A 25,552-nucleotide genomic window follows, 5' to 3' on the forward strand; every position below is an offset into this window, starting at 1 on the left:
CCGTGCTGCGCCGCGCCGGCGAAGCTGCCGCAACGGACTCACCGCCGTTCCGACCGCCGCGTCGGGTCGTCGCCATTCGGGGGGGGTGGCTGCCGTACCGGGCGGCCCGCTGCGGTGGGGGAGGTGTCGGGTCGGTATGCCGCCGTGTCGGGTCGTCGCCGTTCGGGGTGGGGGCTGCTGCTCCCGGTCGGCGTCTCCACTGGGCCGGCTGCCGTTCGGGGCAGCTGCATCCTCGGGTCGGGGTGCCACTCGCGGCCGGCCTGCTACGGGGCGGCTGCTGCTTCGGGCGGAGCTGCAGCCCCGGCCGGCCACCGCTCCGGCGACCGCTCGGGACTGGCCGACGGTCGGGGCCGGCCGACGGTCGGGCTGTCGCCTCAGTCAGGCCGCCCGCCTCAGCCCGGCCGGTGGGCTGACCGATCACGGTCGGTGCGGCTCGCCGGGTACGGTCGGTGCGGCCTCGCCGGGTACGGCCCGTGTGCCTCGCCGGGCGCGGTCGGTCGTGGTCGGTGTGGCGGGACGGTCGCGGCCGTGTGCCGGAGGTCTCGTGAGCGTCGTGCCGGGAGGATCAGGAATCGAGAAGCGCCCGTCCCCGGGACCCGGCTAGCCTCCCTGCCAGGAGCCTGCTGGAGCGCTCGGCCGCGTCGCGACGCCGGGCGGCGGCTCTCCCGTGACAAGAGGGGGTCCGATCGGCCGTGTGCCGGCGGACGGTACGTGCCCCGCGCAGACAGATGGAGACACGATGAGCCCGGCCAAGAGGACGGACACCCAGGCGCCCGCGCCGCACATTGCCGACAGCCACGACCTGATCCGCGTGCACGGCGCGCGCGAGAACAACCTCAAGGACGTCAGCGTCGAGATACCCAAGCGCCGCCTGACGGTGTTCACCGGAGTCTCCGGCTCGGGCAAGAGCTCACTGGTCTTCGACACGATCGCCGCCGAGTCGCAGCGGCTGATCAACGAGACCTACAGCGCCTTCGTGCAGGGCTTCATGCCCACGCTGGCGCGCCCCGAGGTCGACGTCCTGGACGGCCTGACGACCGCGATCATCGTGGACCAGCAGCGGATGGGCTCCGACCCGCGCTCCACGGTCGGCACCGCCACCGACACCAACGCGATGCTGCGCATCCTCTTCAGCCGTCTCGGCGAGCCCCACATCGGTCCGCCCGGCGCGTACTCCTTCAACGTCGCCTCGGTCTCGGCGAGCGGTGGCTTCACGGTCGACCGCGGCACGGAGAAGACGAAGACGGAGAAGGTCGACTTCAGCCGCACCGGCGGCATGTGCACCCGCTGCGAGGGCCGGGGCACGGTCACCGACATCGACCTCACGCAGCTCTACGACGACTCCAAGTCGCTCAACGAGGACCCCTTCACCATCCCCACCTACACCGGGGGTGGCTGGGTGGTGCGCGTCATCGCCGAGTCCGGCTTCTTCGACCCGGACAAGCCGATCCGCGAGTACACGAAGAAGGAGCGGCACGACTTCCTCTACCGCGAGCCGACCAAGGTGAAGATCAACGGGGTCAACCTCACCTACGAGGGGCTGATCCCCAAGCTCCAGAAGTCGATGCTCTCCAAGGACCGGGAGGCGATGCAGCCGCACATCCGGGCGTTCGTCGACCGGGCCGTCACCTTCACGAAGTGTCCCGCGTGCGACGGCACCCGGCTCAGCGAGCTGGCCCGGTCGTCGCGGATCGGCAAGGTCAACATCGCCGACGCCTGCGCGATGGAGATCCGTGACCTGGCCGAATGGGTCCGGGGCATCGAGGAGCCGTCGGTGGCGCCGCTCCTCGCCGCGCTGCAGCACTCCCTCGACTCGTTCGTGGAGATCGGCCTGGGCTACCTCTCGCTGGACCGGGCCTCGGGCACGCTGTCCGGCGGCGAGGCCCAGCGCGTGAAGATGATCCGCCACCTCGGCTCCTCGCTCACCGACGTCACGTACGTCTTCGACGAGCCCACCGTCGGTCTGCACCCGCACGACATCCAGCGCATGAACGAGCTGCTGCTGCGGCTGCGGGACAAGGGCAACACGGTGCTCGTCGTGGAGCACAAGCCGGAGGCGATCGCGATCGCCGACCACGTCGTGGACCTCGGGCCGGGCGCCGGCACGGCGGGCGGCATGGTCTGCTTCGAGGGCACGCTGGAGGGGCTGCGGGCCAGCGACACCGTCACCGGCCGCCACCTCGACGACCGGGCCGCACTGAAGGAGACGGTGCGCAAGCCCACCGGCGCGCTGGAGATCCGCGGTGCGACGGCGAACAACCTGCGCGACGTCGACGTCGACATCCCCCGCGGGGTGCTCACGGTCGTCACCGGAGTCGCCGGATCCGGGAAGAGCTCGCTCATCCACGGGTCGATCCCGGCCGCCGAGGGCGTGGTGTCGATCGACCAGACCGCGATCCGCGGCTCGCGCCGCTCGAACCCGGCGACGTACACCGGGCTGCTCGACCCGATCCGCAAGGCGTTCGCCAAGGCCAACGGCGTCAAGCCGGCGCTGTTCAGCGCCAACTCCGAGGGCGCCTGCCCGACCTGCAACGGCGCCGGTGTCATCTACACCGACCTGGCGATGATGGCCGGGGTCGCGACCACCTGCGAGGACTGCGAGGGCAGGCGGTTCCAGGCGGCGGTCCTGGAGTACCGCCTGGGCGGCCGCGACATCAGCGAGGTGCTGGCGATGCCGGTGACGGAGGCGGTGGAGTTCTTCGGCGCGGGCGAGGCCCGTACGCCCGCCGCGCACAAGATCCTCGAACGGCTCTCCGACGTCGGGCTCGGCTACCTCAGCCTCGGCCAGCCGCTGACCACGCTGTCCGGCGGCGAGCGCCAGCGGCTCAAGCTGGCGACGCACATGGCCGACAAGGGCGGCGTCTACGTCCTGGACGAACCGACCACGGGACTGCACCTCGCGGACGTCGAGCACCTGCTCGGCCTGCTCGACCGGCTCGTCGACGCCGGCAAGACGGTCATCGTCATCGAGCACCACCAGGCGGTCATGGCGCACGCCGACTGGATCATCGACCTGGGCCCCGGCGCCGGTCACGACGGCGGCCGCATCGTCTTCGAGGGCACCCCCGCCGACCTCGTCGCCGCCCGCTCCACCCTCACCGGCCAGCACCTCGCGGACTACGTCGGCGCCTGACCGGCACTTCCCGCGGCCACGCATCCCACGGCGCCGGCCCCTCTCGGGGCGGGGCGCTGTGGGATGGTGGTCACGTGAACCTGGAGGACCTCGTCCGGCTGCGCCGGGCCCGTGACCTGATGGACCGCAACTACGCCGAGCCGCTCGACGTCCCGGCGCTGGCGCGCGTCGCACTGATGTCGCCGGGCCATTTCTCCCGCAGCTTCCGTGCCGCCTTCGGCGAGACGCCGTACAGCTACCTGATGACACGCCGGATCGAGCGGGCCAAGGCCCTGCTGCGGCGGGGCGACCTGTCGGTGACGGAGGTCTGCTTCGCCGTCGGCTGTACCTCACTGGGGTCGTTCAGCTCGCGCTTCACCGAACTGGTCGGCGAGAGCCCGAGCGCGTACCGGGCCCGCCCCCATGACGAGGGCGCCGCCGTCCCGGCCTGCGTCGCCAAGATCCACACGCGACCGGTCAGGAACGGAGAAGCGGGATCCGCCGCGCCGCCCCTGGCGTGAAACGCATGGACATCACGCTCTCACAGTGCTTCATCGCCGTCGACGACCATGACAAGGCGCTCGCCTTCTACCGCGACGTCCTCGGGCTCGAGGTGCGCAACGACGTCGGATTCGAGGGGATGCGCTGGGTGACCGTCGGCGCACCGTCGCAGCCCGGGGTGGACATCGTCCTCGAACCGCCCCTCGCGGACCCGAACGCCTCCGCCGCCGACAATCAGGCCATGGCGGAACTGCTGGCCAAGGGCCTGCTGCGCGGCATCTCTTCCGGACCGACGACTGCGACGCCACCTTCGAACGCATCCGTGCCGCGGGCGGCGAGGTGCTGCAGGAGCCGGTCGACCAGCCCTACGGCGTCCGTGACTGCGCCTTCCGCGACCCGTCCGGCAACATGCTGCGCTCCACCCAGTCCCGCAAGGGGTGACCCCCGCACGGCAGGGCCCGGGACCGGCCGGCAGGGCCCGGCTCCCCGTCCGCCGCTCTACCTCTTCCCCCGGGACTTCTCCCGGGACTTCTCGCGGCCCGGCAGGAACTCCTGCACCTTCGCCTTGAAGCCCTGCTTGACCACCGAGGCGCGGTCCTCGTCGCCCTTCAGGATCGAGGCGGCCGTCGCCTCCATCTGCTCCCAGGTGGCGTGCGGCGGGATCGGCGGCACGGCAGGGTCGGTGAGGAACTCGATCACCGCGGGACCGTCCGCCTCCAGGCCGGCCCGCCAGCCCGCCTCGACCTCCTCCGGCTTCTCCACCCGGACGCCCGTCAGCCCCAGCGAGCGGGCGAAGTCCGCGTAGCGCACGTCCGGGATCGCCTGCGACGGCACGAAGGACGGGGCGCCCTCCATGGCCCGCATCTCCCAGGTGACCTGGTTGAGGTCCTGGTTGTTCCAGACGGCAACCACCAGCCGCGGGTCCTCCCACAGATCCCGGTACTTCGCGGCCGTGATCATCTCCGCCAGCCCGTTCATCTGCATCGCCCCGTCCCCGACCAGGGCGATCACCGGCCGGTCCGGGTGGGCGAACTTCGCGCCGATCGCGTACGGCACCCCGCAGCCCATCGTGGCCAGCGTGCCCGACAGCGAGCCGCGCATCCCGGGCCGCATCGTCAGGTGGCGTGCGTACCAGTTCGCCGTCGAGCCGGAGTCCGAGGTGACGATCGCGTCGGCGGGCAGCATCGGATCCAGCGCGGCGGCCACGTACTCCGGATTGATCGGGTCGGCGTCGAGGCCCGCGCGCCGCTCCATCACCCCGCGCCAGCGCGTCACGTTGGCGCACACCGTGTCGTACCACTCGCGTCCCCGGCCGTCCTCGATCAGCGGGATCAGCCGCTGGAGCGTAGCCTTCGCGTCACCGACGAGGTTCACCTCGTACGGGTAGCGCATCCCGACCATGTGCGGGTCGATGTCGATCTGCACGCCCCGCGCCTGCCCGAAATCCGGCAGGAACTGCGAGTAGGGGAACGAGGACCCGATGGTCAGCAGCGTGTCGCAGTCCCGCATCAGCTCGTACGACGGACGCGTGCCGAGCAGCCCGATCGAGCCCGTGACGTAGGGCAGCTCGTCGCTGAGCACGTCCTTGCCGAGCAGTGCCTTGGCCACGCCGGCCCCGAGCAGCTCGGCGATCCGCTCGACCTCCTCGCGTGCACCGGCCGCACCCTGGCCGACCAGGATCGCCACCTTGTCACCGGCGTTCAGGACCTCCGCCGCCCGCCGCACCGACTCCTCGGAGGGGACCGCCGTCCAGGAGCTGCGGTCCAGGCTGGAGGGCACCATCTTGAACTCGTGCGTGGGCGGCGAGTAGTCCAGCTCCTGCACGTCGCCGGGGATGATGACCGCGGTGGGGCAGCGGCGGGCGTACGCGGTGCGGATCGCCCGGTCCAGCACGTTCGGCAGCTGCTCCGGGACGGTCACCGTCTCCACGAACTCGGAGGCGACGTCCTTGTACAGCGTGTGCAGGTCCACCTCCTGCTGGTAGGAACCGCCCATCGCCGTCCGGTGGGTCTGCCCCACGATCGCCAGCACCGGCACGTGGTCGAGCTTGGCGTCGTACAGCCCGTTGAGCAGGTGGATCGCGCCGGGTCCCGAGGTGGCCGCGCATACCCCGAGGCGCCCGCTGAACTTGGCGTACCCGACCGCCTGGAACGCGGACATCTCCTCGTGCCGGGACTGCACGAAACGCGGCCGGTCGTCGGCGCGGCCCCAGGCGGCGAGCAGACCGTTGATCCCGTCGCCCGGGTAGCCGAAGACCTGCTCCACGCCCCATTCGCGCAGCCGCTGCAGGACGTGGTCGGAGACCTTGGTGCTCATGTGACGGACCTCCCGGACGGGTGGGTGGGGTGAAGTCGACAGCAGCCCACGAGTCACCGCGGGCGTCGCCGGAAAACATGCGGGGCGTTTGCGGCACGGGGGCGGGGGCAGGCGACATTGCAGTGCTTCGGACAGGAGGCACGTCCGTGGGAGCGGCCACGCCGCCACGGGTGCGTCCGTCCGGCTCCCGGACGCGCTTCCACGGTGACCGCCCGACCCAAGGGCCGTGTCGTCGCACCGGCGCCGCCCCGCTCCGGAGACCTTCCGGGCCCCGGTGCCGTCCGCCCCCGGCCCACCGCCCGTGCCGTCGCCCCGGCGCGACGACAGGACCCCGCACTCCGAGGGAGTTGCGAGCAGCATGACGACCCACGTCCGTACGAAGCACCCCCACGACGACGCCCCCGACACCGCCGAGGCCTTCCGCCTCCTCGGGACGCTCCCCGACGGCCCGGAGCGCGACGCGGTCCGCGACCGGATCGTCGAGGCGTGGCTGCCCATGGCCGAACGGCTCGCGGGACGCTTCCGCAGCCGCGGCGAGAGCTACGAGGACCTCCGCCAGGTCGCGGCGCTCGGCCTGGTCAAGGCCGTCGACCGCTACGAGCCCGAACGCGGCAACGCCTTCGAGAGCTACGCCGTGCCGACCATCACCGGCGAGATCAAGCGCCACTTCCGCGACCACATGTGGACGCTGCACGTGCCGCGCCGGGTCCAGGACCTGCGCAACCGCGTCCGCTTCGCGGGCCAGGACCTCTCGCAGACCATCTCCGGCCGCAGGCCCACGGTCGCCGAGATAGCCGAGCGCGCCGACCTGAGCGAGGAGGACGTCCGGGTGGGCCTGGAGGCCCTGGAGAGCTTCACCGCCCTGTCCCTGGACGCCGAACTCCCCGGCAGCGACGACGGCTACTCGCTCAGCGACGCCCTCGGCGGCCCCGACCCGGCGCTCGACACCGTCGTCGACCGCGAGGCGGTCAAGGAACGCCTGGCCGCCCTGCCCGAACGCGAGCGCGCCATCCTCTACATGCGGTTCTTCGACGACATGACCCAGAGCCGCATCGCCGAGCGGCTCGGCATCTCCCAGATGCACGTCTCCCGGCTGATCAGCCGGTGCTGCACCCAGGTGCGGGAGCAGGTGCTGCGGGACCCGGCGGCCTGAACCGGCGCGCGCCACCCTCGAAACCCGTACGTCACCCACCTGGGCGCCCGGGTCCCGCGAACGGCGCACGGCGGCGCGCGTCCCCGTGCCGGGCGGGCTGTGATGGCCGAGGGGCCGCGAGTGCCGGGCCCCGCAGCCGTCGCTCGAAGGAGCCCGCCCCATGCGCCGCACCGTCCGCGCCCTGTCCGCCGCCGTTCTGGCCGGTGCCGCCCTCGGCGCCGGTGCGGGGCCGGCCGCCGCCGAGCCGGGTGTCCCGGCCCCCTCGGTGCCCTGCGAGGCGGCCGGCAGCGCGCGTCCCGAGACGCTCGGCGTCGTCCCGCCGGCCGCGGACGAGAGCAGCGCCGAACCGCGCGGGATGCCGCCCGAAGACGCCGAGGCGTCCGGACCGGCCGACCGCGGCACCGCCCGCCCCGCCGCCGGCTCCGAGGCCGCCCCGGACGCGTCGGACGCGGAGCCGCCGTCGGCCGCCGACGGCACCTGTGCCGAGGGGCCCGGCACCGAGAGCGAGCCGTGGAGCGCCCCGGCCGCCGAGCCGCGGGAGGCCGGCACCACGGGGCCGACGTGCCCGCAGTCCGCGCCGGGCGAGCCCTGCGGGGAGGAACCCGACTGCGCCGAGCCCGGCGAGTACGGCGGCGAGGCGTGCGGGACCGAGTCCGAATCCGAGGGCTCCGGGTCCGGTGGTGGTGGCGGGGGCGAGTCCGGTGGGCGTGGCGGCGAGGAGTCCTGCGGTGCCGAGCCGCCGTCCGGCGGGTCCGGCGGCCGCGGGGGTGAGTCCGGTGGGTACGAGGCGTGCGGGACCGAGTCCGAGGGCTCCGGGTCCGGTGGTGGTGGCGGGGGCGAGTCCGGTGGGCGTGGCGGCGAGGAGTCGTGCGATGCCGAGCCGCCGTCCCGTGAGTCCGGCGGGCGCGGTGGCGAGGAGTCCTGTGGTGGTGCTGTGGTGCCGGGCGGGGTGGAGGCGGGGGCGGGTGGCGCGTTCACCGGCTCCGTGCCCGCCGTGGTCGCCGGCGGCGTCCTCATTGCGGGCGCGGCCGGGGCGGCCGTACACCGGTTGAGGTTCCGCGGCAGGGCCGAGTACCGCTGACGGCCGGCACCGGCCGCGCGGCTGTGATCCGCACGACCCCCGCCGGAGCCATGTCCGGGCGGCACGGTGGGTACTCAGAGCACGACCGGGAAACAGGGCGCGACCCAGGAAACGGAAACGGACCGGCGGCGACAGGGCACGGCACCACGGACTGCGCGGAGGTACGCATGGGGCGGACGGCTCCCGAGGGGCACGGCCCCGTCCGCTACGGCCCGCCGCTCCCCGGCGACGGGCTGCCTCCGCTGCCCGAACTGTCCGGCGTGCTCGCCGCCGCCGCGGGCCGCGCCCGGGACGAACCCGTCGGCGGAGCCCCCGCCCTCCTGGACGCCGCCCAGGGGTACTGGGCGAGGCGCGGACTGCCCGTCGGCCCCGGACGCGTGGCCGCCGCTCCCGGAGCCAACGCCCTGCTGCTGGCCCTGACCGCCGTGCTGGGCGGCGACGTCCTGGTGCCCCGGCCGTGCGCGGCCTGGTGGGCGCCGTACGCACGGCTGCTGGGCAGACCCGTCTTCCATGTCGCCACCCCCGCCGAGTGCGGGGGCGTCCCCGACCCGTACGCGCTCCTGGAGACCGTGCGCCGGGTCCGCGCCGAGGGCGGTGACCCGCGCCTGCTCGTGCTGTCCGTCGCCGACGACCCCACCGGCACCGTCGCCCCGCCCGAGCTGCTGCACGAGACCGTCGAGGCCGCCACCGACGAGGACCTGCACCTGGTCAGCGACGAGACCTGGCGCGACACCCTGCACGACCCGCACGACACGGTGCTGCTCAGCCCCGCCGAGATGCTGCCCGAGCGGGTCACCGTCGTCACCGACCTGGCCGGCGCGCTGCTGCCACCGGGCTGGCCGGCCGCTATCGCCCGCTTCCCGGCCACCACGGAGGGGGACGGGCTCCACGCACGCGTGCTCGACGTGCTCACCGCGCTGGGCGCCCGCGTCGCCGCACCGGTCGCCGCCGCGGCCGCGTACGCCCTGGCCGAACCCGAACCGGTCACGGCCCGCCGGTCCGCCGCCGTACGACTGCACGCGCGCCTGGCCGCCGCCGTGCACGCCGGCGTCGTCACCGCGGGCGCGACCGCCCGGCCCCCGCGGGCCGGACGCCATCTGTACGCCGACCTCGGCCCCCTCCGCGACGCGCTCGCCGCTCAGGGCGTCGGCGACGCCCAGGAACTGGAGGACTTCCTCACCGCCCGGCTGGGCATGCCCGCGCCCGGTGGCCACCGCTTCGGCGACGACCTCGCGGCCCTGCGCGTCCGGCTGTCCACCGGCCCCCTGGTCGACGGCGGCACCGACGAGCGGCGCGCGGAATGCCTCGACGCGCCCGACCCGTTGGAAGTGCCACACGTGCACCGCGCCTTGATCACTCTGAAGTCGGTCTTCGACGATCTCCGCGACGCTCAGCGATGGGAGCCTCCTCGATGACGCAGCAGCCCCGGTCGACCACGAGCACGAGTACGCCCACGCAGGACGACGACGTCGCCCCGGCGCACGCGTCACCCCCGGCGTCCCCCGTCCCGCCGCTGGCCGAGCCCCGGCCGCCGGCCGAGCGCCGGGTGTGGCCGCGGACGTTCCACGACCGGCTGACGGCCCCGCTGCCCGGTCTGCGGGCCTTCGCGAGATTCGCCCGCGAGGGCGCTTTGAGGCCCGGCCCCGAGGGCCTCGCCGACATCCCCCGGCTGCCGTTCGCACCGGGCCCGCTGCCCCGCGTGGACGCCCGCACCGTCGCCGTGACCTGGGCGGGGCACGCCAGCTGGGTCGTGCGGATCGGCGGGCTGACCGTCCTGACCGACCCGGTCTGGTCGCGCCGCATCCTCGGCACCCCGGCGCGCGTCACCCCGGTCGGCGTCGCCTGGAGCGCCCTGCCGCGCGTCGACGCCGTCGTCATCAGCCACAACCACTACGACCACCTGGACGCGTCCACGCTGCGCCGGCTGCCGCGCGACACGCCGGTCTTCGTGCCGGCCGGGCTCGGCCGCTGGTTCCACCGCCGCCGGTTCACCCGCGTCACCGAACTGGACTGGTGGGAGGCGGCCGAACTCGGTGGCGTCCGCCTCGACTTCGTACCGGCCCACCACTGGTCCAAGCGCACCCTCACCGACACCTGCCGCAGCCTGTGGGGCGGCTGGGTCCTCACCGACTCCGACGGCCACCGCGTGTACTTCGCCGGCGACACCGGCTACGGCCACTGGTTCTCCCGCATCGGCCGCCGCTACCCGGGCATCGACCTCGCGCTGCTCCCCATCGGGGCCTACGCGCCCCGCTGGTGGCTCAGCGACGTCCACTGCGATCCGGAGGAGGCGGTCCGGGCCGCGCGGGACGTGGGCGCCCGGCGGATGGCGCCGATGCACTGGGGCACGTTCGTGCTGTCGGCGGAACCGGTTCTGGAACCCCTCACACGCGTGCGCGCGGCCTGGGAGAAGGAGGGCCTGCCCCGGGACGACCTGTGGGACCTGCCGGTGGGCGGTTCCCGCATCCTGGAGTGAGGGCCCGCCGGTGGGTGGGTGGTCAGTGGGCGTGGGCGGGTCGTCAGTGGGCGGTCTGGCCGCGGAGCCGGCGCCAGACGGTCGGTGCCGCGCTGACCAGGACGGTGAGGGCGACCGCCGCGGCCACGCCCTCCCACGGCTCCTTGAACAGCGCGCCGCCCAGGATCCCGATCAGCTGGTACGTCACCGCCCAGGCCAGGCAGGCGGGCAGATTGCCGCGTGCGAAGCGGCGCACCGGCCACCGTGCCAGCAGACAGGCCAGCATCACCGGGATGCGCCCCGCCGGCACCAGCCGGGACAGCACGAGCACGGCCACCCCGTGCTCGGCGAGCTTCTCCTGGGCCTGCGCCAGCCGGTCCTCGGGCGCCCGGGAGCGTATCGCCTCCAGCCAGCGCGAGCCGTTCTTCGAACCCATGCCGCGCCGGCCCAGCCAGTACAGCGCCATGTCCCCGAGGAACGCCGCCAGCGACGCCGTCACGAACACCAGCGCCAGCGACAGCGGCATCGTCTGGTGGACGGCCACCACCGCCGCGGAACTCACCAGCGCACCCGTCGGCACCACAGGGACCAGCGCCCCGATCAGCACCAGCAGGAACAGCGACGGATAGCCGAGCGCCTGCTGGGTCGGCTCGGGCGGAATGCTCGTCGAGGCGGCCCCCAGCCACGTCACCGCGCGACCTCCACCCGCACACTCTCGCCGTGCCCGAGCCGGTGCACCGCCACACCCGGCGCACGCAGCGCCGCCAGGCGCACGAACTCGTCGCCCGGCGCGTGGAACTCATGGGGGCGCACGGCGTCCATCCCGATCGGCCAGTACGTGCCGTAGTGCACCGGCACCGCGCTGCGCGGCGCCAGCCGGGCCAGCGCCTCGGCCGCCCGCCCCGCGTCCAGGTGGCCCTCGCCCAGGTACGGTCCCCAGCCGCCCACCGGCAGCAGCGCGGCGTCGACCGGCCCGACCTCCCGGGCCATGTCGTCGAACAGGCCGGTGTCCCCGGCGAAGTACGTGCGGGCCTCGCCCTCGATGACGTAGCCGACCGCGGGGGAGCGGTGCGGTCCGAGCGGCAGCCGCCGTCCGTCGTGGCGTGCGGGCACCACCCGCACGCGCAGGTCCCCGACCGCGATCTCGTCACCGGGCGTCACCTCGGTCACCTTCAGGTGCGAGAGCCGGCGCAGCCCCGGCACCGCCCGTGGCGCCCCCCGGGGCACGAGCAGGCGCGTGCCCGCCTCCAGCCGCGCCAGCGACGGCACGTGCAGGTGGTCGGCGTGCAGATGCGACACCACCGCCAGGTCCGCGCGCCGGGCGTCGGGAGGCGGCACCGCCCCGCGACGGCGGCGCAGATGCGCGAGCCTGCGGGCGAACAGCGGATCGGTCAGCACACGCATGTCCGAGTCCTCGACCGTGCAGGTGGCGTGACCCCACCAGGTGACCTCCGCCGGCACCTCTTTGCCTCCTTCGCGCGACTCCCCGAAGCCTACGTGCAGGAGTAGGGTCGGCGGCGAAAACGGGAGGTGAGGGGGACCCCATGGGGCCGGTGCGGGTGACGGCGATCGCGAGTCTGACGCCGCTGGAGCAGTTGGACGACGACCCCTTCCTGGTCGACTCCCGCAGCCAGCACGCCATGTGCGCCCGCTGGGCCGCCGAGCAGGGCTACGTGGTGACCAGGGAACTGCTGGTGCGCGGCCTGCGGCCGGACCACGAGGCCCTGTGGGAGGGCGTCCGCCCGGGACGCGACCTGTTCGTGGCGCCCAGCCGCCGCGTCCTGGAGAGCGCGCTCGCCTCGGTCGAGGAGTTCACCGCCGAGTGCGCGCGGCGCGGGGTCCGCGTCGAGACGGTGGGGCACGCCGAGCCGTCGTACGACGCCGAGATGAAGGCCTGCGTGCACCGGCGGCTGTCCATGCCGACGGCCGGTTACGACGGCCGCTGAGCCCCGGCGCGGGCCGCCGCGGGCGGGGAGCCGGGCGCCGGCCGGGCACGGAGGGTGATCTCGCAGTCGCGTGCGAAACCGGACCCGGGGGGACAAACGGTCGCCCCGGGCCGTTGTGACAAGGTGGGGAGGGGTCCGCGCCGAGGGCGGGCCCGGAACGTGAGGTGTGCTGGGCGTGGGCGGAGGGCGTTGGCGACGCGTCGCCAGTCAGGTCGGACGGAGCGTGGCGGTGTGGGCCGTCTCCACGGTCACCATGCTCGTGCTCGCCGGCATCCTGCCGGACTTCCAGCTCCAGTCCGCCGACGGCGACAGCGCCACCGACATAGCCGTGACGGCCGCGGCCGGCGCCGGCGCCTTCGGCCTGCTGTCCGCCCTGGTGTGGCCGCTGCTGGTCCGGCTCCTGCTGCTCGTGCCGGCGCTGGTCCTCGGGCTGCTCGTGTTCTTCCTCAACGGCGGGCTGCTGTTCCTCGCGCTCGACGTCAACCCGGCGGCGCGGGGCGCCGTCGCCCCGGAGACCGCCGTCGTGGTGGCGGCGGTGATGTCCGCGGTGGCCTCCGCCACCGGCGGTGCCCTCGCCGTGCGCGACGACGACGCCTACCGGCGCAGGCTCTACCGGCTGGCCGACCGGCGCCGCAGATCCCACCCGCCCTGCCCGGCCGGCCCCGGCACGGTCTTCCTGCAACTGGACGGGGTCGGCCACGACGTCCTGGCGGAAGCCGTCGAGCAGGGCACGATGCCCACCCTCGCCCGCTGGCTGGGCGGCGACGGGGCGCCCGCCACCCACCGGCTCACCCCCTGGCGCACCGACTGGTCCAGCCAGACCGGCGCCAGCCAGCTCGGCATCCTGCACGGCAGCAACCACGACGTGCCCGCCTTCCGGTGGTACGAGAAGGACAGCGGCGAGGTGGTGGTCTGCAACCGCCCGACCAGCGCCGCCGAACTCCAGCGCCGGGCCGTCGCGCACACCGGCGACGGCGGACTGCTCAGCCTCGACGGGGCCAGCCGCGGCAACCTGTTCGGCGGCGGAGCCGACGAACAGGCCCTCGTGCTGTCCATCGCCACCCGCCGCCGCAGCCGGGAGACCCGGTCCCGGGCCGGCTACTTCGCCTACTTCTCCGACCCGGCCAACGCGGTCCGCACCGCCCTGTCCTTCGTGGCCGAGGTGGTCCGGGAGATCACCCAGTCCGCCCGCGCCCGCCTGCGGCACGTCCGCCCCCGGGTCTCCCGCGGCGGCCTCTACCCCTTCGTCCGGGCCTTCGCGACCGTCGTCGAACGGGACGTCGTCGTCGCCGCGGTGATGGGCGACATGCTCGCCGGGCGCACCGCCGTCTACGCCGACCTGGTGGCGTACGACGAGGTGGCGCACCACTCCGGGCCGCGCAGCCGGGACGCCGCGAAGGTGCTCCAGCGCCTGGACCGGGCCGTCGCGCTGATCGAGAAGGTCGCCGAGCACGCCCCGCGCCGGTACCGGATCGTCGTGCTCTCCGACCACGGCCAGAGCCCCGGCGAGACCTTCCGCGCCCGCTACGGACTCACCCTCGGCGACCTGGTCCGGGCCGGCTGCGGCCTGCCCGTGCCGCGCCGGGCGCAGCGCACCCGCAGCGGCGCCGAGGCGCGCAACACCGTGCGCGCCGCCCTGCGCCGGCCGGTCGAGGAGGGCGCCGAGGAGCACCGCCCCGCCCGCCGGCGCCGGGAACCGGTCGTGCTCGCCTCCGGCAATCTCGGCCTGGTCTCCTTCCCGGACGTGCCGCACCGGATGAGCAAGGAGGAGATCGACGCCCGTCACCCGGCCCTGCTGACCACCCTCGCCAACCATCCCGGCATCGGCTTCCTGCTGGTGCGCAGCGAGGAGCACGGCGGGGTCGTGCTCGGCGCACGCGGCGCGGAGATACCCCTGGACCGGCTCGACGAGGACCCCGGTCCGCTCGCGCCCTTCGGTCCCGGCGCCGCCGACGCCGTGCGCCGTACGCACTCCTTCCCGCACACCGCCGACATCATGGTCAACTCCTTCCACGACCCGGCCGACGGGGAGGTGCTCGCCTTCGAGGAGCAGATCGGCTCCCACGGAGGGCTCGGCGGCGCCCAGTCGAAGGCCTTCCTGCTCTCGCCGGTCGTCCTGCCGGCGCCGGTGGAGGAGGGAGCGGAACTCGTGGGTGCCGAGCACGTCCACCGGGTGCTGCGACGCTGGCTGCGAGAGTCGAACGGCCCCCAGGTGCCTCTGGACGATTCCCGGCCGGCGGGCCGCGAAGACGTACCTTTTGCGGTGCCGGAGGGGTTCGTACAGGACAAAAGCGCCTGATTTTGAGCCGCCCGGGGCCATGCCGGACCATGGGCGCCGTCCCGGCGATCCCGGGCAGTAGTTCGAAGAGAGGCGCACCACCCCATGCACGTCACCGGAACCGTCCCTTCGTCGGCTCCGGCCCCGCAGGAGATCCCCGCGGCCACCGCCCTGCCCGCCGAGGACCCCACCGCCACCGTCGAGACGGGCCGGCACGCCCGTCGCTTCGGGCTGCCCGTCGCCACCGCCCTGGTCATGGGCAACATCATCGGCGGCGGCATCTTCCTGCTTCCGGCCTCCGTCGCCCCGTACGGCACGATCAGCCTGCTCGCCTTCGGCGTCCTGACCGTCGGTGCCATCGCCCTCGCCCTGGTCTTCGGCCGGCTCGCCGCCCGCGACCCGCGCACCGGCGGCCCGTACGTCTACGCCCGCGAGGCCTTCGGCGACTTCGCCGGCTTCCTCGCCGCCTGGGCGTACTGGATCACCACCTGGGTGTCCAACGCCGCGCTCGCCGTCGCCGCCGTAGGCTACCTCGACGTCCTGGTGCCGGTGAACGACCACCGCTGGACCGCCTGCCTCGCCGCCCTCGCCCTGCAGTGGCTGCCCGCGCTCGCCAACTTCGCCGGCACCCGCTACGTCGGCGCCGTGCAGCTGGTGTCCACCGTGCTGAAGTTCGCGCCGCTGCTGCTGGTGGCCATCGGCGGCCTGTTCTTCTTCGACCCCGACAACCTCGGCCCCTTCCACGCCGGCGGCGGCAGCGCGATCGGCGCGGTCTCCGCCTCCGCCGCGATCCTGCTCTTCTCCTACCTTGGCGTGGAGTCCGCCGCCGTCAGCGCCGGCGAGGTCAAGAACCCCCGGCGCACCGTGGGGCGCGCGACCGTCATCGGTACGGCGGGCGCGGCGCTCGTGTACCTGCTGGGCACGCTCTCCGTCTTCGGCACGGTCGCCCACGACCGCCTGGTCGAGTCCACCGCCCCCTTCTCCGACGCCGTCAACGCCATGTTCGGCGGCGCCTGGGGCGGCTGGGCCGTGGCCCTGGCCGCGCTGGTGTCGATGACCGGCTGCCTCAACGGCTGGACGCTGCTGAGCGCCCAGACCCCGTACGCGGCGGCGAAGGACGGGCTGTTCCCCGCCGCGTTCGCCCGCAGGCGGCGCGGGGTGCCCACGGTCGGCGTCGGCGTCACCGTCGTCCTCGCCTCGCTGCTGACCGTCTACAACTACAGCTCGGGCTCGGCGAAGGTGTTCGAGGTCCTGGTCCTCGTCACCACGTTCACCGCGACCGTGCCGTACCTGCTGGCCACCGCCGCACAGCTCTTCCACCTCGTGTCCGGGCGGCGCGACCGCGTCGACCGCGGACGCCTGGTGCGGGACGCCGTGATCGCCTCGGTGGCGGCCGGCTTCTCGCTGTGGCTGGTCGCGGGCGCCGGGTACGCGGCCGTGTACCAGGGCGTGCTGTTCCTGTTCGCGGGCGTGCTGGTCTACGCCGTGATGGCGGCCCGCGGGCAGCGGGCGCAGGAGCCGGCCGGGCGGTGATTCGGCTGCGGACCGCCCCGGGCCGTCGGCCTCGCCACGGTGCGGCTCCCGGGACGAGATCGGCATCGGCGCCGCAATCGCGCCACCGTGGTGCGCGGCTGCCGTTCACCGCCCGGGGACCGGTCTTCCGGGTGAGCTGAGCCGGAGTGTGATCGGATGGGGGCGGGGACCCGGGCACGGGCTCCCATCGACCGGCTTCAGCAAGAGAATTCGAAAGGATGCGTCGTGGCAACCACGCGTTCCGCACACACCGTCTGGGAAGGCAACCTGCTCGAGGGCAACGGTGTCGTCACCTTCGACTCGTCCGGCATCGGCCAGCAGCCGGTGTCGTGGCCGTCGCGCGCCGAGCAGGCGAACGGGAAGACCAGCCCGGAGGAGCTGATCGCCGCCGCCCACTCCAGCTGCTTCTCCATGGCGCTGTCGCACGGCCTGGCCGGCGCCGGTACCCCGCCCACCAAGCTGGTCACCTCGGCCGACGTCACGTTCCAGCCGGGTGAGGGCATCACCGGCATCCACCTCACCGTCGAGGGCACCGTCCCCGGCATCGACAACGACGCGTTCGTCGCCGCCGCCGAGGACGCCAAGAAGAACTGCCCGGTCAGCCAGGCGCTGACCGGAACGACGATCACCCTGTCGGCGAAGCTCGCCTGACCGGGGCCGGCCCCTTCCGCCAGAGCAGCCATGCGCCCTTGACAACGGCACACTCAAGTTTTGTGCTGGAGAGCATAGGCACCCGTAGGTTGCCCTGGCGGAAAGGGGACGGCGATGGGACGTGCGGTCGGTATCGATCTCGGGACCACGAACTCGGTGGTGGCCGTGCTGGAGGGCGGCGAACCCACGGTCGTCGCCAACGCGGAAGGCGCGCGGACCACCCCCTCGGTCGTGGCCTTCGCGAAGAACGGCGAAGTGCTGGTCGGCGAGGTCGCCAAACGGCAGGCCGTGACCAACGTCGAGCGCACCGCGCGCTCCGTGAAGCGGTACATGGGCGACGCCCACTGGCGCTTCCCCGAGCAGGGCGCCATCGACGGCACCCGCTACCGGGCGCAGGAGCTGTCCGCGCGGGTGCTGCAGAAGCTGAAGCGGGACGCGGAGGCGTACCTGGGCGAGGACGTCACGGACGCGGTGATCACCGTCCCCGCCTACTTCGACGACCACCAGCGGCAGGCGACCAAGGAGGCCGGTGAGATCGCCGGCCTTAAGGTGCTGCGGATCATCAACGAACCGACGGCGGCGGCCCTGGCGTACGGACTGGACAAGGAGAGCGACCAGACCGTGCTCGTCTTCGACCTCGGCGGCGGCACCTTCGACGTGTCGCTGCTGGAGATGGGCGAGGGCGTCATCGAGGTGAAGGCCACCAACGGGGACACGCATCTCGGCGGCGACGACTGGGACCAGCGGATCGTCGAGTACCTCGTCAAGCGGTTCAAGGGGCAGTACGGCATCGACCTCGGCGGCGACAAGATGGCCCTGCAACGGCTGAGGGAGGGCGCCGAGCGGGCCAAGATCGAGCTGTCGTCGTCGACCGAGACGACCATCAACCTGCCGTACATCACGGCCTCCGCCGAGGGCCCGCTGCACCTGGACGAGAAGCTCACCCGGGCCCAGTTCCAGGAGCTCACCGCCGACCTGCTCGACCGCTGCCGCAACCCCTTCCACCAGGCGGTCAAGGACGCGGGCGTCAAGCTCTCGGCGGTCGACCACGTGATCCTCGTGGGCGGCTCCACCCGCATGCCGGCCGTCACCGACCTGGTCAAGGAACTCACCGGCAAGGAGCCGCACAAGGGCGTCAACCCCGACGAGGTGGTGGCCGTCGGCGCGGCCCTGCAGGCGGGCGTCCTGCGCGGCGACGTCAAGGACGTGCTGCTCCTCGACGTCACCCCGCTGTCCCTGGGCATCGAGACCAAGGGCGGCATCATGACCAAGCTCATTGAGCGCAACACCACCATCCCGACCCGGCGCTCGGAGATCTTCACCACGGCGACCGACAACCAGCCCTCGGTCGGCATCCAGGTCTACCAGGGCGAACGCGAGATCGCCGCCTACAACAAGAAGCTCGGCGTCTTCGACCTCACCGGCCTGCCGCCCGCCCCGCGCGGAGTCCCGCAGATCGAGGTGGCCTTCGACATCGACGCCAACGGCATCATGCACGTCTCCGCCAAGGACCTCGCGACCGGCCGCGAGCAGAAGATGACCGTCACCGGCGGCTCGGCACTGCCCAAGGAGGACATCGACCGCATGATGCGGGACGCCGAGCAGTACGCGGAGGAGGACCGCAAACGCCGGGAGGCGGCCGAGACCCGCAACCAGGCCGAACAGCTCGTCTACCAGACCGAGAAGTTCATCCGGGACAACGGCGACCGGATTCCCGCCGACACACGCGGAGAGGTCGAGTCGGCCGTCGCCGACCTCAAGGACCGGCTGGAGCGGAACGCCGACACGGCCGCCCTGCGCGAGGGCGTCGAGAAGCTCGCCTCCGTCAGCCAGCGCATGGGCCAGGCGATGTACGCCCAGGCCCAGCCGTCGTCGGAGGCGGGCGGCGGACAGTCCTCCGCACCGCAGGACGACGAATCCGTGGTGGACGCCGAGATCGTCGACGACGAGCGGGAGACCAAGGGGCCCGCCGCCTAGGCCCGCTCAGGACCCCGCCCGCTCCCAGCCCCGCCGGTCCGGGCGCGGCCCCAGCTGCCGGGGGTCGCGCGACCGGTACACCACGTACGGCCGTACCAGGTACTGCACCGGCGCGCTGAACATGTGCACCAGACGCGTGTACGGCACCAGGGCGATCAGCACCATCCCGGCCACCGCGTGCACCTGGTACAGCACCGGCACGCCCTCCATCAGCCCCGTCTGCGGGCGCAGGATGAACAGGGAGCGCGCCCAGGGGGCGATGGTGCCGCGGTAGTCGTAGCCGTCGCCGGAGGTGTCGGAGAGCTTGGCGGCCATGCCCAGCACGATCGCCCCGAGCAGGAGGACGTACATGGCCTTGTCGTTGGCCGTGGTCGCCCGGAGGACGGGCGCCTTGGTGCGGCGCCGGTAGATCAGCATCCCGATCCCGGCGACCGCCAGCACCCCGGCCGCCGTTCCGCCGTACAGGGAGAACAGGTGGTAGGTGTACTCGCTCACGCCGAGCGCCCCGGTCCACGACGCCGGCACGAACAGCCCGACCAGATGGCCGACCAGCACGAAGAGGATGCCGTAGTGGAACACCGGGGAGGCGATGTTCAGCAGCTTCGACTCGTACACCTGGGAGGAGCGGGTCGTCCAGCCGAACCGGTCGTAGCGGTGCCGCCAGACCAGTCCGGCGACGAGCAGGGCGAACGCGGCGTAGGGCAGCACACCCCACAGGAAGACGGTCACGGGCGGTCTCCGGGGGGTGTGGTCGGCAGGGTGGCGCACACGGCGTCCAGGACGCAGGCGTACGGGGTGCCGAAGGCGGTGAGCCGGGAGCGCAGCTCCTCCAGGGCGCCGCGGTGCTCGACGAGCAGGCCGTCGTCCCCGGTGCGGGAGGTGAACTCCAGCACGGCGGGCAGGAAGTCGGGCAGCTCCTCGCCGGTGAACGTGAGCCCGTGGGCGCGGTAGAGGTCCTTGAAGCGGACCAGCGACATCCCGCGCCGCCGGGTGTCCCCGTCCCGCCACCAGCTCAGGTACAGGCTGTGGCGGTTCCTGAAGTCGAAGACCTCCACGTAGTGCGCCTGGAGCTCCCCCTGCGGAGTCACCGCCGCGTGGTCGGTGAACCCCCGCAACTGGGGCGCGGCCTCGCGCACCAGCGGCAGCCGGGCGCGGAAGTCGTCGTCGGGGTAGGTGAGACACAGCGCCGCCGCCTGGTACAGCACCTCGAAGCCGGGCATCAGACCTCCCTCTCGTCGTCCGCGGTCTGCCGCCTGCGCAGGATGTGGAAGTTCTCCACTGGCACCAGCGGCAGCCGCCGCCGTCCCGAGTCCTGTCCGAACGGGCCGTCGCCGCCCATCCCCGGGCCACCGTCGTAGTCCAGGCTGCACGCCTCGGGCAGCGCCGACTCCTCCAGCCGGCGCGCGTCCCCGACGGCCGCCGTCGGGATCACGTACCGCTCCTCGTACTTGGCGATCGCCAGCAGCCGGTACATGTCCTCCACCTCCCCGGGCGTCATGCCGACGGCCGCCGGGACGGCCGGGTCGGGCTCGTCGCCGAGGTTGACCGACCGCATGTGGGAGCGCATCGCGGCCAGCTTCTCCAGGGACGCGCGCACCGGGCCGACGTCACCCGCCGTGAACAGCTCGGCCAGGTACTCCAGCGGGATGCGCAGCGTGTCGATCGCACCGAAGAGGTTGCCCGCGTCCTCGCCGTCGTGCCCGGTCTCCGCCAGCGCGTCCACGACCGGCGACAGGGGCGGGATGTACCAGACCATCGGCAGCGTCCGGTACTCCGGATGCAGCGGCAGCGCCACCCGGTACGTGCTCACCAGCGCGTGCACGGGGGAGCGGCGGGCCGCCTGAAGCCAGTCGTACGGGATGCCCGCCTCCTTTGCCGCCCGGATCACCGCGGGGTCGGCGGGGTCGAGGAAGACGTCCAGCTGCGCCTCGTACAGGTCCCGTTCGTCCGGCGTGGACGCGGCCCCGGTCACCCTGTCGGCGTCGTACAGCACGACCCCCAGGTACCGCAGCCGTCCCACGCACGTCTCCGAGCAGACCGTCGGCAGGCCGGCCTCGACGCGCGGGTAGCAGAAGGTGCACTTCTCGGCCTTGCCGGTGCGGTGGTTGAAGTACACCTTCTTGTACGGGCATCCGGTCACGCACATCCGCCAGCCCCGGCAGCGGTCCTGGTCGACCAGGACGATGCCGTCCTCCGACCGCTTGTACATCGCCCCGGACGGGCAGGACGCCACGCAGGACGGGTTGAGGCAGTGCTCGCAGATGCGCGGGAGATAGAACATGAACGTCTGCTCGTAGGCGAACCGCACCTTCTCGGCGGCCCGCTCCCGGGTGCGCTCCACCATCGGGTCGAGATCGCCGTGGGCGGGGGCGCCCGCCAGGTTGTCGTCCCAGTTCGACGACCACGCGATCTTCATCGGCTTGCCGTCGAGCTGCGAGACGGGCCGCGCCACGGGGTAGTCGGTGCCGAGCGGGGCGTCGGTGAGGTTCTTGTAGTCGTACGTCCAGGGCTCGTAGTAGTCCTTGATCTCGGGGAGCCTGGGGTTGGAGAAGATCCCGGCGAGTTTCTTCAGCCTCCCTCCCGCCTTGAGCTTCAGCGCGCCCCGCCGGTTCAGCTCCCAGCCGCCCCGCCACCTGTCCTGGTCCTCGTAGCGGCGGGGGTAGCCCTGGCCGGGCCGGGTCTCGACGTTGTTGAACCACACGTACTCCATGCCCCGGCGGTTGGTCCACGCCTGTTTGCAGGTGACCGAGCAGGTGTGGCAGCCGATGCACTTGTCGAGGTTCATGACCATCGCGAGCTGGGCCATCGGGCGCATCAGTACTCGACCTCCTGGGCGCGGCGGCGGATCACCGTCACCTCGTCGCGCTGGTTGCCCGTCGGGCCCAGGTAGTTGAACGCCCAGGACAACTGGGCGTAGCCGCCGATCAGATGGGTCGGCTTGAGGATCAGCCGGGTGAGCGAGTTGTGGATGCCGCCGCGCATGCCCGTCGTCTCCGCCAGCGGCACGTTCACGGTGCGCTCCTGCGCGTGGTGCATGTAGACCGTGCCGGGCGGCATGCGGTGCGAGACCACCGCCCGGGCCACCACCACCCCGTTGCGGTTGACCGCCTCGATCCAGTCGTCGTCGGCCACCCCGACGGCCTCCGCGTCCTGCGGGGACATCCAGATGTTCTGCCCGCCCCGGGACAGGGACAGCATGAACAGGTTGTCCTGGTACTCGGAGTGGATGGACCACTTGTTGTGCGGGGTGAGGTACCGGACCGTCACCTCCCGCTGCCCGTCGGGGCCGAGCCGCGGTTCGCCGAACAGCCGGTGCATGTCCAGCGGCGGCCGGTACACCGGCAGTGCCTCGCCCAGCTCGTGCATCCAGTCGTGGTCCAGGAAGAAGTGCTGCCGGCCGGTGAGCGTGTGCCAGGGCTTGAGGTGCTCGGTGTTCAGCGTGAACGCCGTGTACCGGCGGCCTCCCGACTCGCTGCCCGACCACTCCGGCGAGGTGATCACCGGCACGGGCGCGGCCTGCGTGTCCGCGTACGTGACCCGCTTGCCCTCGTGCTCGGCGGCCAGGTGCGCCATCTCCTGCCCGGTCTTCGCCTCCAGGGTGCGGAAGCCCTGCACGGCCAGGCGCCCGTTGGTCGTGCCGGACAGCGCCAGGACGGTGTTCGCCGCCTTCACCGCCGTGTCCAGCGCCGGGCGTCCGTCGGCCGGGCCGCCCCGTACCGCGCCGTTCATGTGCCGCAGCCGCTCGACCTCCTCGTCCGGCTTCAGCGTGATGCCCTTGGCGGGCAGGCCCTTGGCCTCCACCAGCGGGCCCAGCGCCGCGAACTTCGCGCCGACCGCCGTGTAGTCCCGCTCCACGACGGTCAGGTTCGGCAGGGTCCTGCCCGGCACCGGGTCGCACTCCCCGCGCTTCCAGTCCCGCACGACACCGCCCGGCTGGGCGGTCTCGCCGGGTGTGTCGTGCTGGAGCGGCGCCGCCACCAGGTCCCTGCGCACGCCGAGATGGCCGGCGGCCAGCTCGCTCAGCTTCTCCGCGAGCGCCTTGAAGGTGTCGAAGTCGGTCCGCGCCTGCCACGGCGGGTCCACGGCCGGCGAGAAGGCGTGCACGTAGGGGTGCATGTCCGTACTGGACAGGTCGTGCTTCTCGTACCAGGTCGCGGCGGGCAGCACCACGTCCGACAGCAGCGTGGAGGAGGTGTGCCGGAAGTCCAGCGACAGCAGCAGGTCGAGCTTGCCCTCGGGCGCCTCCTCCCGCCAGACCACGTCCCGGGGGCGCTCGTCGGGTGCCGCCTGTTCGGCGCGCAGCGAGGAGTGCGTGCCCAGCAGGTGCTTCGTGAAGTACTCGGCGCCCTTCGCCGACGAACCGAGCAGGTTGGCCCGCCACAGGTTCACGATCCGCGGCCAGTTCTCCGGCGCGTCCGGGTCCTCGCAGGCGAACCTCAGCGTCCCCGCCCGCAGCTCGGCCACCGCGTGCGCCACCGGGTCGCCGAACACCTCGCCCAGCTGAAGCGGATTGCGGTCGAACGTCGGATACGACGGCATCCAGCCCGTGCGTGCGGACAGCGCGAGACAGTCAGCGGCCGTCATCCCCGCCAGCCGGCCCTGACCCAGCGGCGAGGCCAGCACGTCCGCGCCGAACCGGTCGTAACGCCACTGGTCGGTGTTGAGGAACCAGAACGCCGTGCCGATCATCTGGCGCGGCGGGCGCGACCAGTCCGACGCGGCGGCCAGCGCCGCCCAGCCGGTCACCGGACGGCACTTCTCCTGGCCCACGTAGTGCGCCCAGCCGCCGCCGTTGCGACCCTGGCAGCCGGTCAGCTGGAGCAGGGCCAGGAAGGTGCGGTAGATGGTCTCGGAGTGGAACCAGTGGTTGGTGCCCGCGCCCATGAGGATCATGCAGCGGCCCTTCGACCGCTCGGCGGTCCGTGCGAACTCCCGGGCGATCCGCACACACGCCGCCGCCGGGACGGAGGTGTGCGTCTCCTGCCAGGCCGGGGTGCCGGGCGCGCCGGCGTCCTCGTAGGAGGCGGGCCAGTCGCCCGGCACCCCGGGGCGCGCCACGCCGTACTGCGCCAGCAGCAGGTCGAACACCGTCGTCACCAGCGGCCCGTCCGGCCCGCCGGGCCGGATCGCCGGAACTCCCCGCCGCACGACGTCCCCGCGGCCCTGCCCGTGCGGGCCGCCGTCGGTGTCGAAGCGGGGCAGCAGCACCTCCACGCCCGCCGCCTCCCCATGGCCGTGCAGGCTCAGGCGGGGGCGTACGTCGCCCAGGTCGAGGTTCCACCTCCCCCGGTCGGCCTCGTTCCAGCGGAAGCCGAGGGAGCCGTTCGGGACGACCGGGCGGCCCGTCGCCTCGTCCAGCACGACCGTCTTCCAGGGCGCGTCCTCGCCCTGCTGCCCCAGATCGGCGGCGCGCAGGAACTTCGCCGGGACGTGGCCCCCGTCCCGCTCGCTCAGCGTCACCAGGAACGGCAGGTCGGTGAAGCGCCGCACGTAGTCGTCGAAGAACGGCGTGACGCGGTCGACGAAGAACTCCTTCAGGACCACGTGCCCCATCGCCAGCGCCAGCGCGCCGTCCGTGCCGGGGTGCGGGTGCAGCCACAGGTCGGCGAACTTGGCGTTGTCCGCGTAGTCGGGTGCGATCACCACGACCTTCTGGCCCCGGTAGCGGGCCTCCGCCATCCAGTGCGCGTCCGGCGTGCGGGTCACCGGGACGTTCGACCCCCACATGATCAGATACGCCGCGTCCCACCAGTCGCCCGACTCCGGCACGTCCGTCTGGTCGCCGAAGACCTGCGGGGAGGCCACCGGCAGATCGGCGTACCAGTCGTAGAACGACAGCATCGGGGCACCGATCAGCGAGTGGAAGCGGGCACCGGCCGCGTGCGACACCATCGACATCGCCGGGATGGGGGAGAACCCGGCGATGCGGTCCGGGCCGTACGTCTTGATGGTGTGGACGTGGGCCGCGGCGACCATCTCGACCGCCTCGTCCCAGCTCGCCCGGACCAGCCCGCCCTTGCCGCGCGCCCGCTGGTAGCGCCTCCGCCGCTCGGGGTCGCCCTGGACGTCGGCCCAGGCCAGCACCGGGTCGCCGAGCCGCTCCTGGGCCTCCCGGTACATCTCCAGGAGCACCCGGCGCACGTACGGGTGACGCACCCGGGTCGGCGAGTACGTGTACCAGGAGAAGGCGGCGCCCCGGGGGCAGCCGCGCGGCTCGTACTCGGGGCGGTCCGGACCGACGGACGGATAGTCGGTCGCCTGCGTCTCCCAGGTGATGATCCCGTCCTTGACGAACACGTTCCAGCGGCACGAGCCCGTGCAGTTCACGCCGTGGGTGGAGGTCACGACCTTGTCGTGGCTCCACCGGTCCCGGTAGAAGGCGTCCGCCTCCCGGCCGCCCACCAGCCCGATGCTGTGCAGGTCGGGCGCGGCCGTGCCGGGCCGGAAGAACCGCCCCGCGCGCAGCAGGGCGGCGCCCGGCTCGGTGGGCGGTGTCCGCGTGTCCGTCACGTGCGCTCCCTTGCTCGCCCTGGTTCCCGAACCTAGGGG

The 25,552-nt window shown here is 73.2% G+C and carries 18 protein-coding genes and 1 pseudogene; 12 read left to right on the forward strand and 7 right to left on the reverse strand.

Annotation, left to right across the window (positions count from 1 at the left end):
* Positions 1-739 precede the first annotated feature (739 nt).
* The 3 genes and pseudogenes from H0H10_RS05980 to H0H10_RS05990 all read left to right on the forward strand — a co-directional run bounded on the left by H0H10_RS05980 (position 740) and on the right by H0H10_RS05990 (position 4,054).
* Positions 740-3,133 carry an ATP-binding cassette domain-containing protein gene (locus H0H10_RS05980; protein ID WP_188179768.1) on the forward strand — a complete coding sequence of 798 codons (2,394 nt, stop codon included), beginning with the start codon at positions 740-742 and terminating at the stop codon, positions 3,131-3,133.
* A gap of 74 nt (positions 3,134-3,207) precedes the next feature.
* Positions 3,208-3,633, forward strand: coding sequence for a helix-turn-helix domain-containing protein (locus tag H0H10_RS05985; protein ID WP_188179769.1), 426 nt, complete (start codon positions 3,208-3,210; stop codon positions 3,631-3,633).
* A gap of 5 nt (positions 3,634-3,638) precedes the next feature.
* Positions 3,639-4,054: pseudogene (locus H0H10_RS05990) on the forward strand (VOC family protein).
* Positions 4,055-4,111: 57 nt separating this feature from the next.
* Here H0H10_RS05990 and H0H10_RS05995 read toward each other — a convergent pair.
* Entirely contained in the window at positions 4,112-5,929 is a 1,818-nt protein-coding gene (locus H0H10_RS05995; protein WP_188179770.1) for a thiamine pyrophosphate-requiring protein, read from the reverse strand.
* A 358-nt stretch (positions 5,930-6,287) separates the two neighbouring features.
* Between H0H10_RS05995 and H0H10_RS06000 the strand changes: the two genes are divergently transcribed.
* From H0H10_RS06000 to H0H10_RS06015, 4 genes are all read left to right on the forward strand, one after another.
* Positions 6,288-7,082 (forward strand): RNA polymerase sigma factor SigF, encoded by a 795-nt coding sequence (locus tag H0H10_RS06000; RefSeq protein WP_188179771.1) that lies wholly within the window; start codon positions 6,288-6,290, stop codon positions 7,080-7,082.
* A gap of 160 nt (positions 7,083-7,242) precedes the next feature.
* The gene (locus tag H0H10_RS06005; protein ID WP_188179772.1) at positions 7,243-8,163 is read left to right on the forward strand and encodes a hypothetical protein; all 921 of its coding nucleotides are present in this window, start codon (positions 7,243-7,245) and stop codon (positions 8,161-8,163) included.
* Between the two features lie 167 nt (positions 8,164-8,330).
* The gene (locus H0H10_RS06010; protein ID WP_188179773.1) at positions 8,331-9,578 is read left to right on the forward strand and encodes an aminotransferase class I/II-fold pyridoxal phosphate-dependent enzyme; all 1,248 of its coding nucleotides are present in this window, start codon (positions 8,331-8,333) and stop codon (positions 9,576-9,578) included.
* Positions 9,575-10,639, forward strand: coding sequence for an MBL fold metallo-hydrolase (locus H0H10_RS06015; protein ID WP_188179774.1), 1,065 nt, complete (start codon positions 9,575-9,577; stop codon positions 10,637-10,639). The genes H0H10_RS06010 and H0H10_RS06015 overlap by 4 nt, the downstream gene beginning before the upstream one ends.
* Before the next feature lie 43 nt (positions 10,640-10,682).
* Here the strand turns inward: H0H10_RS06015 and H0H10_RS06020 are convergent, their stop codons facing one another.
* The gene (locus H0H10_RS06020; RefSeq protein WP_188179775.1) at positions 10,683-11,309 is read right to left on the reverse strand and encodes a DedA family protein; all 627 of its coding nucleotides are present in this window, start codon (positions 11,307-11,309) and stop codon (positions 10,683-10,685) included.
* The gene (locus H0H10_RS06025) at positions 11,306-12,079 is read right to left on the reverse strand and encodes an MBL fold metallo-hydrolase (RefSeq protein ID WP_188179776.1); all 774 of its coding nucleotides are present in this window, start codon (positions 12,077-12,079) and stop codon (positions 11,306-11,308) included. Before H0H10_RS06025 ends, H0H10_RS06020 begins: the two co-directional genes overlap by 4 nt.
* A gap of 83 nt (positions 12,080-12,162) precedes the next feature.
* On the opposite strand from H0H10_RS06025, the gene H0H10_RS06030 reads away from it, so the two are divergent.
* The 5 genes from H0H10_RS06030 to dnaK all read left to right on the forward strand — a co-directional run bounded on the left by H0H10_RS06030 (position 12,163) and on the right by dnaK (position 19,003).
* Complete coding sequence (locus H0H10_RS06030; RefSeq protein WP_188179777.1) at positions 12,163-12,564, forward strand: hypothetical protein; 402 nt, start codon at positions 12,163-12,165, stop codon at positions 12,562-12,564.
* A gap of 166 nt (positions 12,565-12,730) precedes the next feature.
* Positions 12,731-14,863 carry an alkaline phosphatase family protein gene (locus tag H0H10_RS06035; protein ID WP_188179778.1) on the forward strand — a complete coding sequence of 711 codons (2,133 nt, stop codon included), beginning with the start codon at positions 12,731-12,733 and terminating at the stop codon, positions 14,861-14,863.
* 84 nt (positions 14,864-14,947) lie between these two features.
* Positions 14,948-16,375 carry an amino acid permease gene (locus H0H10_RS06040; protein WP_188179779.1) on the forward strand — a complete coding sequence of 476 codons (1,428 nt, stop codon included), beginning with the start codon at positions 14,948-14,950 and terminating at the stop codon, positions 16,373-16,375.
* A gap of 225 nt (positions 16,376-16,600) precedes the next feature.
* Positions 16,601-17,026, forward strand: coding sequence for an OsmC family protein (locus H0H10_RS06045; protein WP_188179780.1), 426 nt, complete (start codon positions 16,601-16,603; stop codon positions 17,024-17,026).
* 114 nt (positions 17,027-17,140) lie between these two features.
* Positions 17,141-19,003, forward strand: a complete 1,863-nt coding sequence (dnaK, locus tag H0H10_RS06050; protein WP_188179781.1) for a molecular chaperone DnaK — start codon at positions 17,141-17,143, stop codon at positions 19,001-19,003.
* 6 nt (positions 19,004-19,009) lie between these two features.
* On the opposite strand, the gene narI is transcribed toward dnaK, so the two are convergent.
* The 4 genes from narI to H0H10_RS06070 are packed head-to-tail and all read right to left on the reverse strand — an operon-like array spanning position 19,010 to position 25,513.
* Entirely contained in the window at positions 19,010-19,732 is a 723-nt protein-coding gene (narI, locus tag H0H10_RS06055) for a respiratory nitrate reductase subunit gamma (protein ID WP_188179782.1), read from the reverse strand.
* Entirely contained in the window at positions 19,729-20,223 is a 495-nt protein-coding gene (narJ, locus tag H0H10_RS06060; RefSeq protein WP_188179783.1) for a nitrate reductase molybdenum cofactor assembly chaperone, read from the reverse strand. The genes narI and narJ overlap by 4 nt, the downstream gene beginning before the upstream one ends.
* Positions 20,223-21,818 (reverse strand): nitrate reductase subunit beta, encoded by a 1,596-nt coding sequence (gene narH / locus H0H10_RS06065; protein ID WP_188179784.1) that lies wholly within the window; start codon positions 21,816-21,818, stop codon positions 20,223-20,225. Before narH ends, narJ begins: the two co-directional genes overlap by 1 nt.
* Positions 21,818-25,513 (reverse strand): nitrate reductase subunit alpha, encoded by a 3,696-nt coding sequence (locus H0H10_RS06070; RefSeq protein WP_188179785.1) that lies wholly within the window; start codon positions 25,511-25,513, stop codon positions 21,818-21,820. Before H0H10_RS06070 ends, narH begins: the two co-directional genes overlap by 1 nt.
* Positions 25,514-25,552: the final 39 nt, after the last annotated feature.

Source organism: Streptomyces griseicoloratus, assembly GCF_014534645.1.
In the GTDB taxonomy this organism is placed as follows: domain Bacteria; phylum Actinomycetota; class Actinomycetes; order Streptomycetales; family Streptomycetaceae; genus Streptomyces; species Streptomyces griseicoloratus.

What these genes read in the sequence shown, in the direction of transcription:
- H0H10_RS05980 (WP_188179768.1), top strand. Translation starts at nt 740, where the DNA reads ATGAGCCCGGCCAAGAGGACGGACACCCAGGCGCCCGCGCCGCACATT.
- H0H10_RS05995 (WP_188179770.1), bottom strand. Translation starts at nt 5,929, where the DNA reads ATGAGCACCAAGGTCTCCGACCACGTCCTGCAGCGGCTGCGCGAATGG.
- H0H10_RS06000 (WP_188179771.1), top strand. Translation starts at nt 6,288, where the DNA reads ATGACGACCCACGTCCGTACGAAGCACCCCCACGACGACGCCCCCGAC.
- H0H10_RS06005 (WP_188179772.1), top strand. Translation starts at nt 7,243, where the DNA reads ATGCGCCGCACCGTCCGCGCCCTGTCCGCCGCCGTTCTGGCCGGTGCC.
- H0H10_RS06010 (WP_188179773.1), top strand. Translation starts at nt 8,331, where the DNA reads ATGGGGCGGACGGCTCCCGAGGGGCACGGCCCCGTCCGCTACGGCCCG.
- H0H10_RS06015 (WP_188179774.1), top strand. Translation starts at nt 9,575, where the DNA reads ATGACGCAGCAGCCCCGGTCGACCACGAGCACGAGTACGCCCACGCAG.
- H0H10_RS06030 (WP_188179777.1), top strand. Translation starts at nt 12,163, where the DNA reads ATGGGGCCGGTGCGGGTGACGGCGATCGCGAGTCTGACGCCGCTGGAG.
- H0H10_RS06040 (WP_188179779.1), top strand. Translation starts at nt 14,948, where the DNA reads ATGCACGTCACCGGAACCGTCCCTTCGTCGGCTCCGGCCCCGCAGGAG.
- dnaK (WP_188179781.1), top strand. Translation starts at nt 17,141, where the DNA reads ATGGGACGTGCGGTCGGTATCGATCTCGGGACCACGAACTCGGTGGTG.
- narJ (WP_188179783.1), bottom strand. Translation starts at nt 20,223, where the DNA reads ATGCCCGGCTTCGAGGTGCTGTACCAGGCGGCGGCGCTGTGTCTCACC.
- narH (WP_188179784.1), bottom strand. Translation starts at nt 21,818, where the DNA reads ATGCGCCCGATGGCCCAGCTCGCGATGGTCATGAACCTCGACAAGTGC.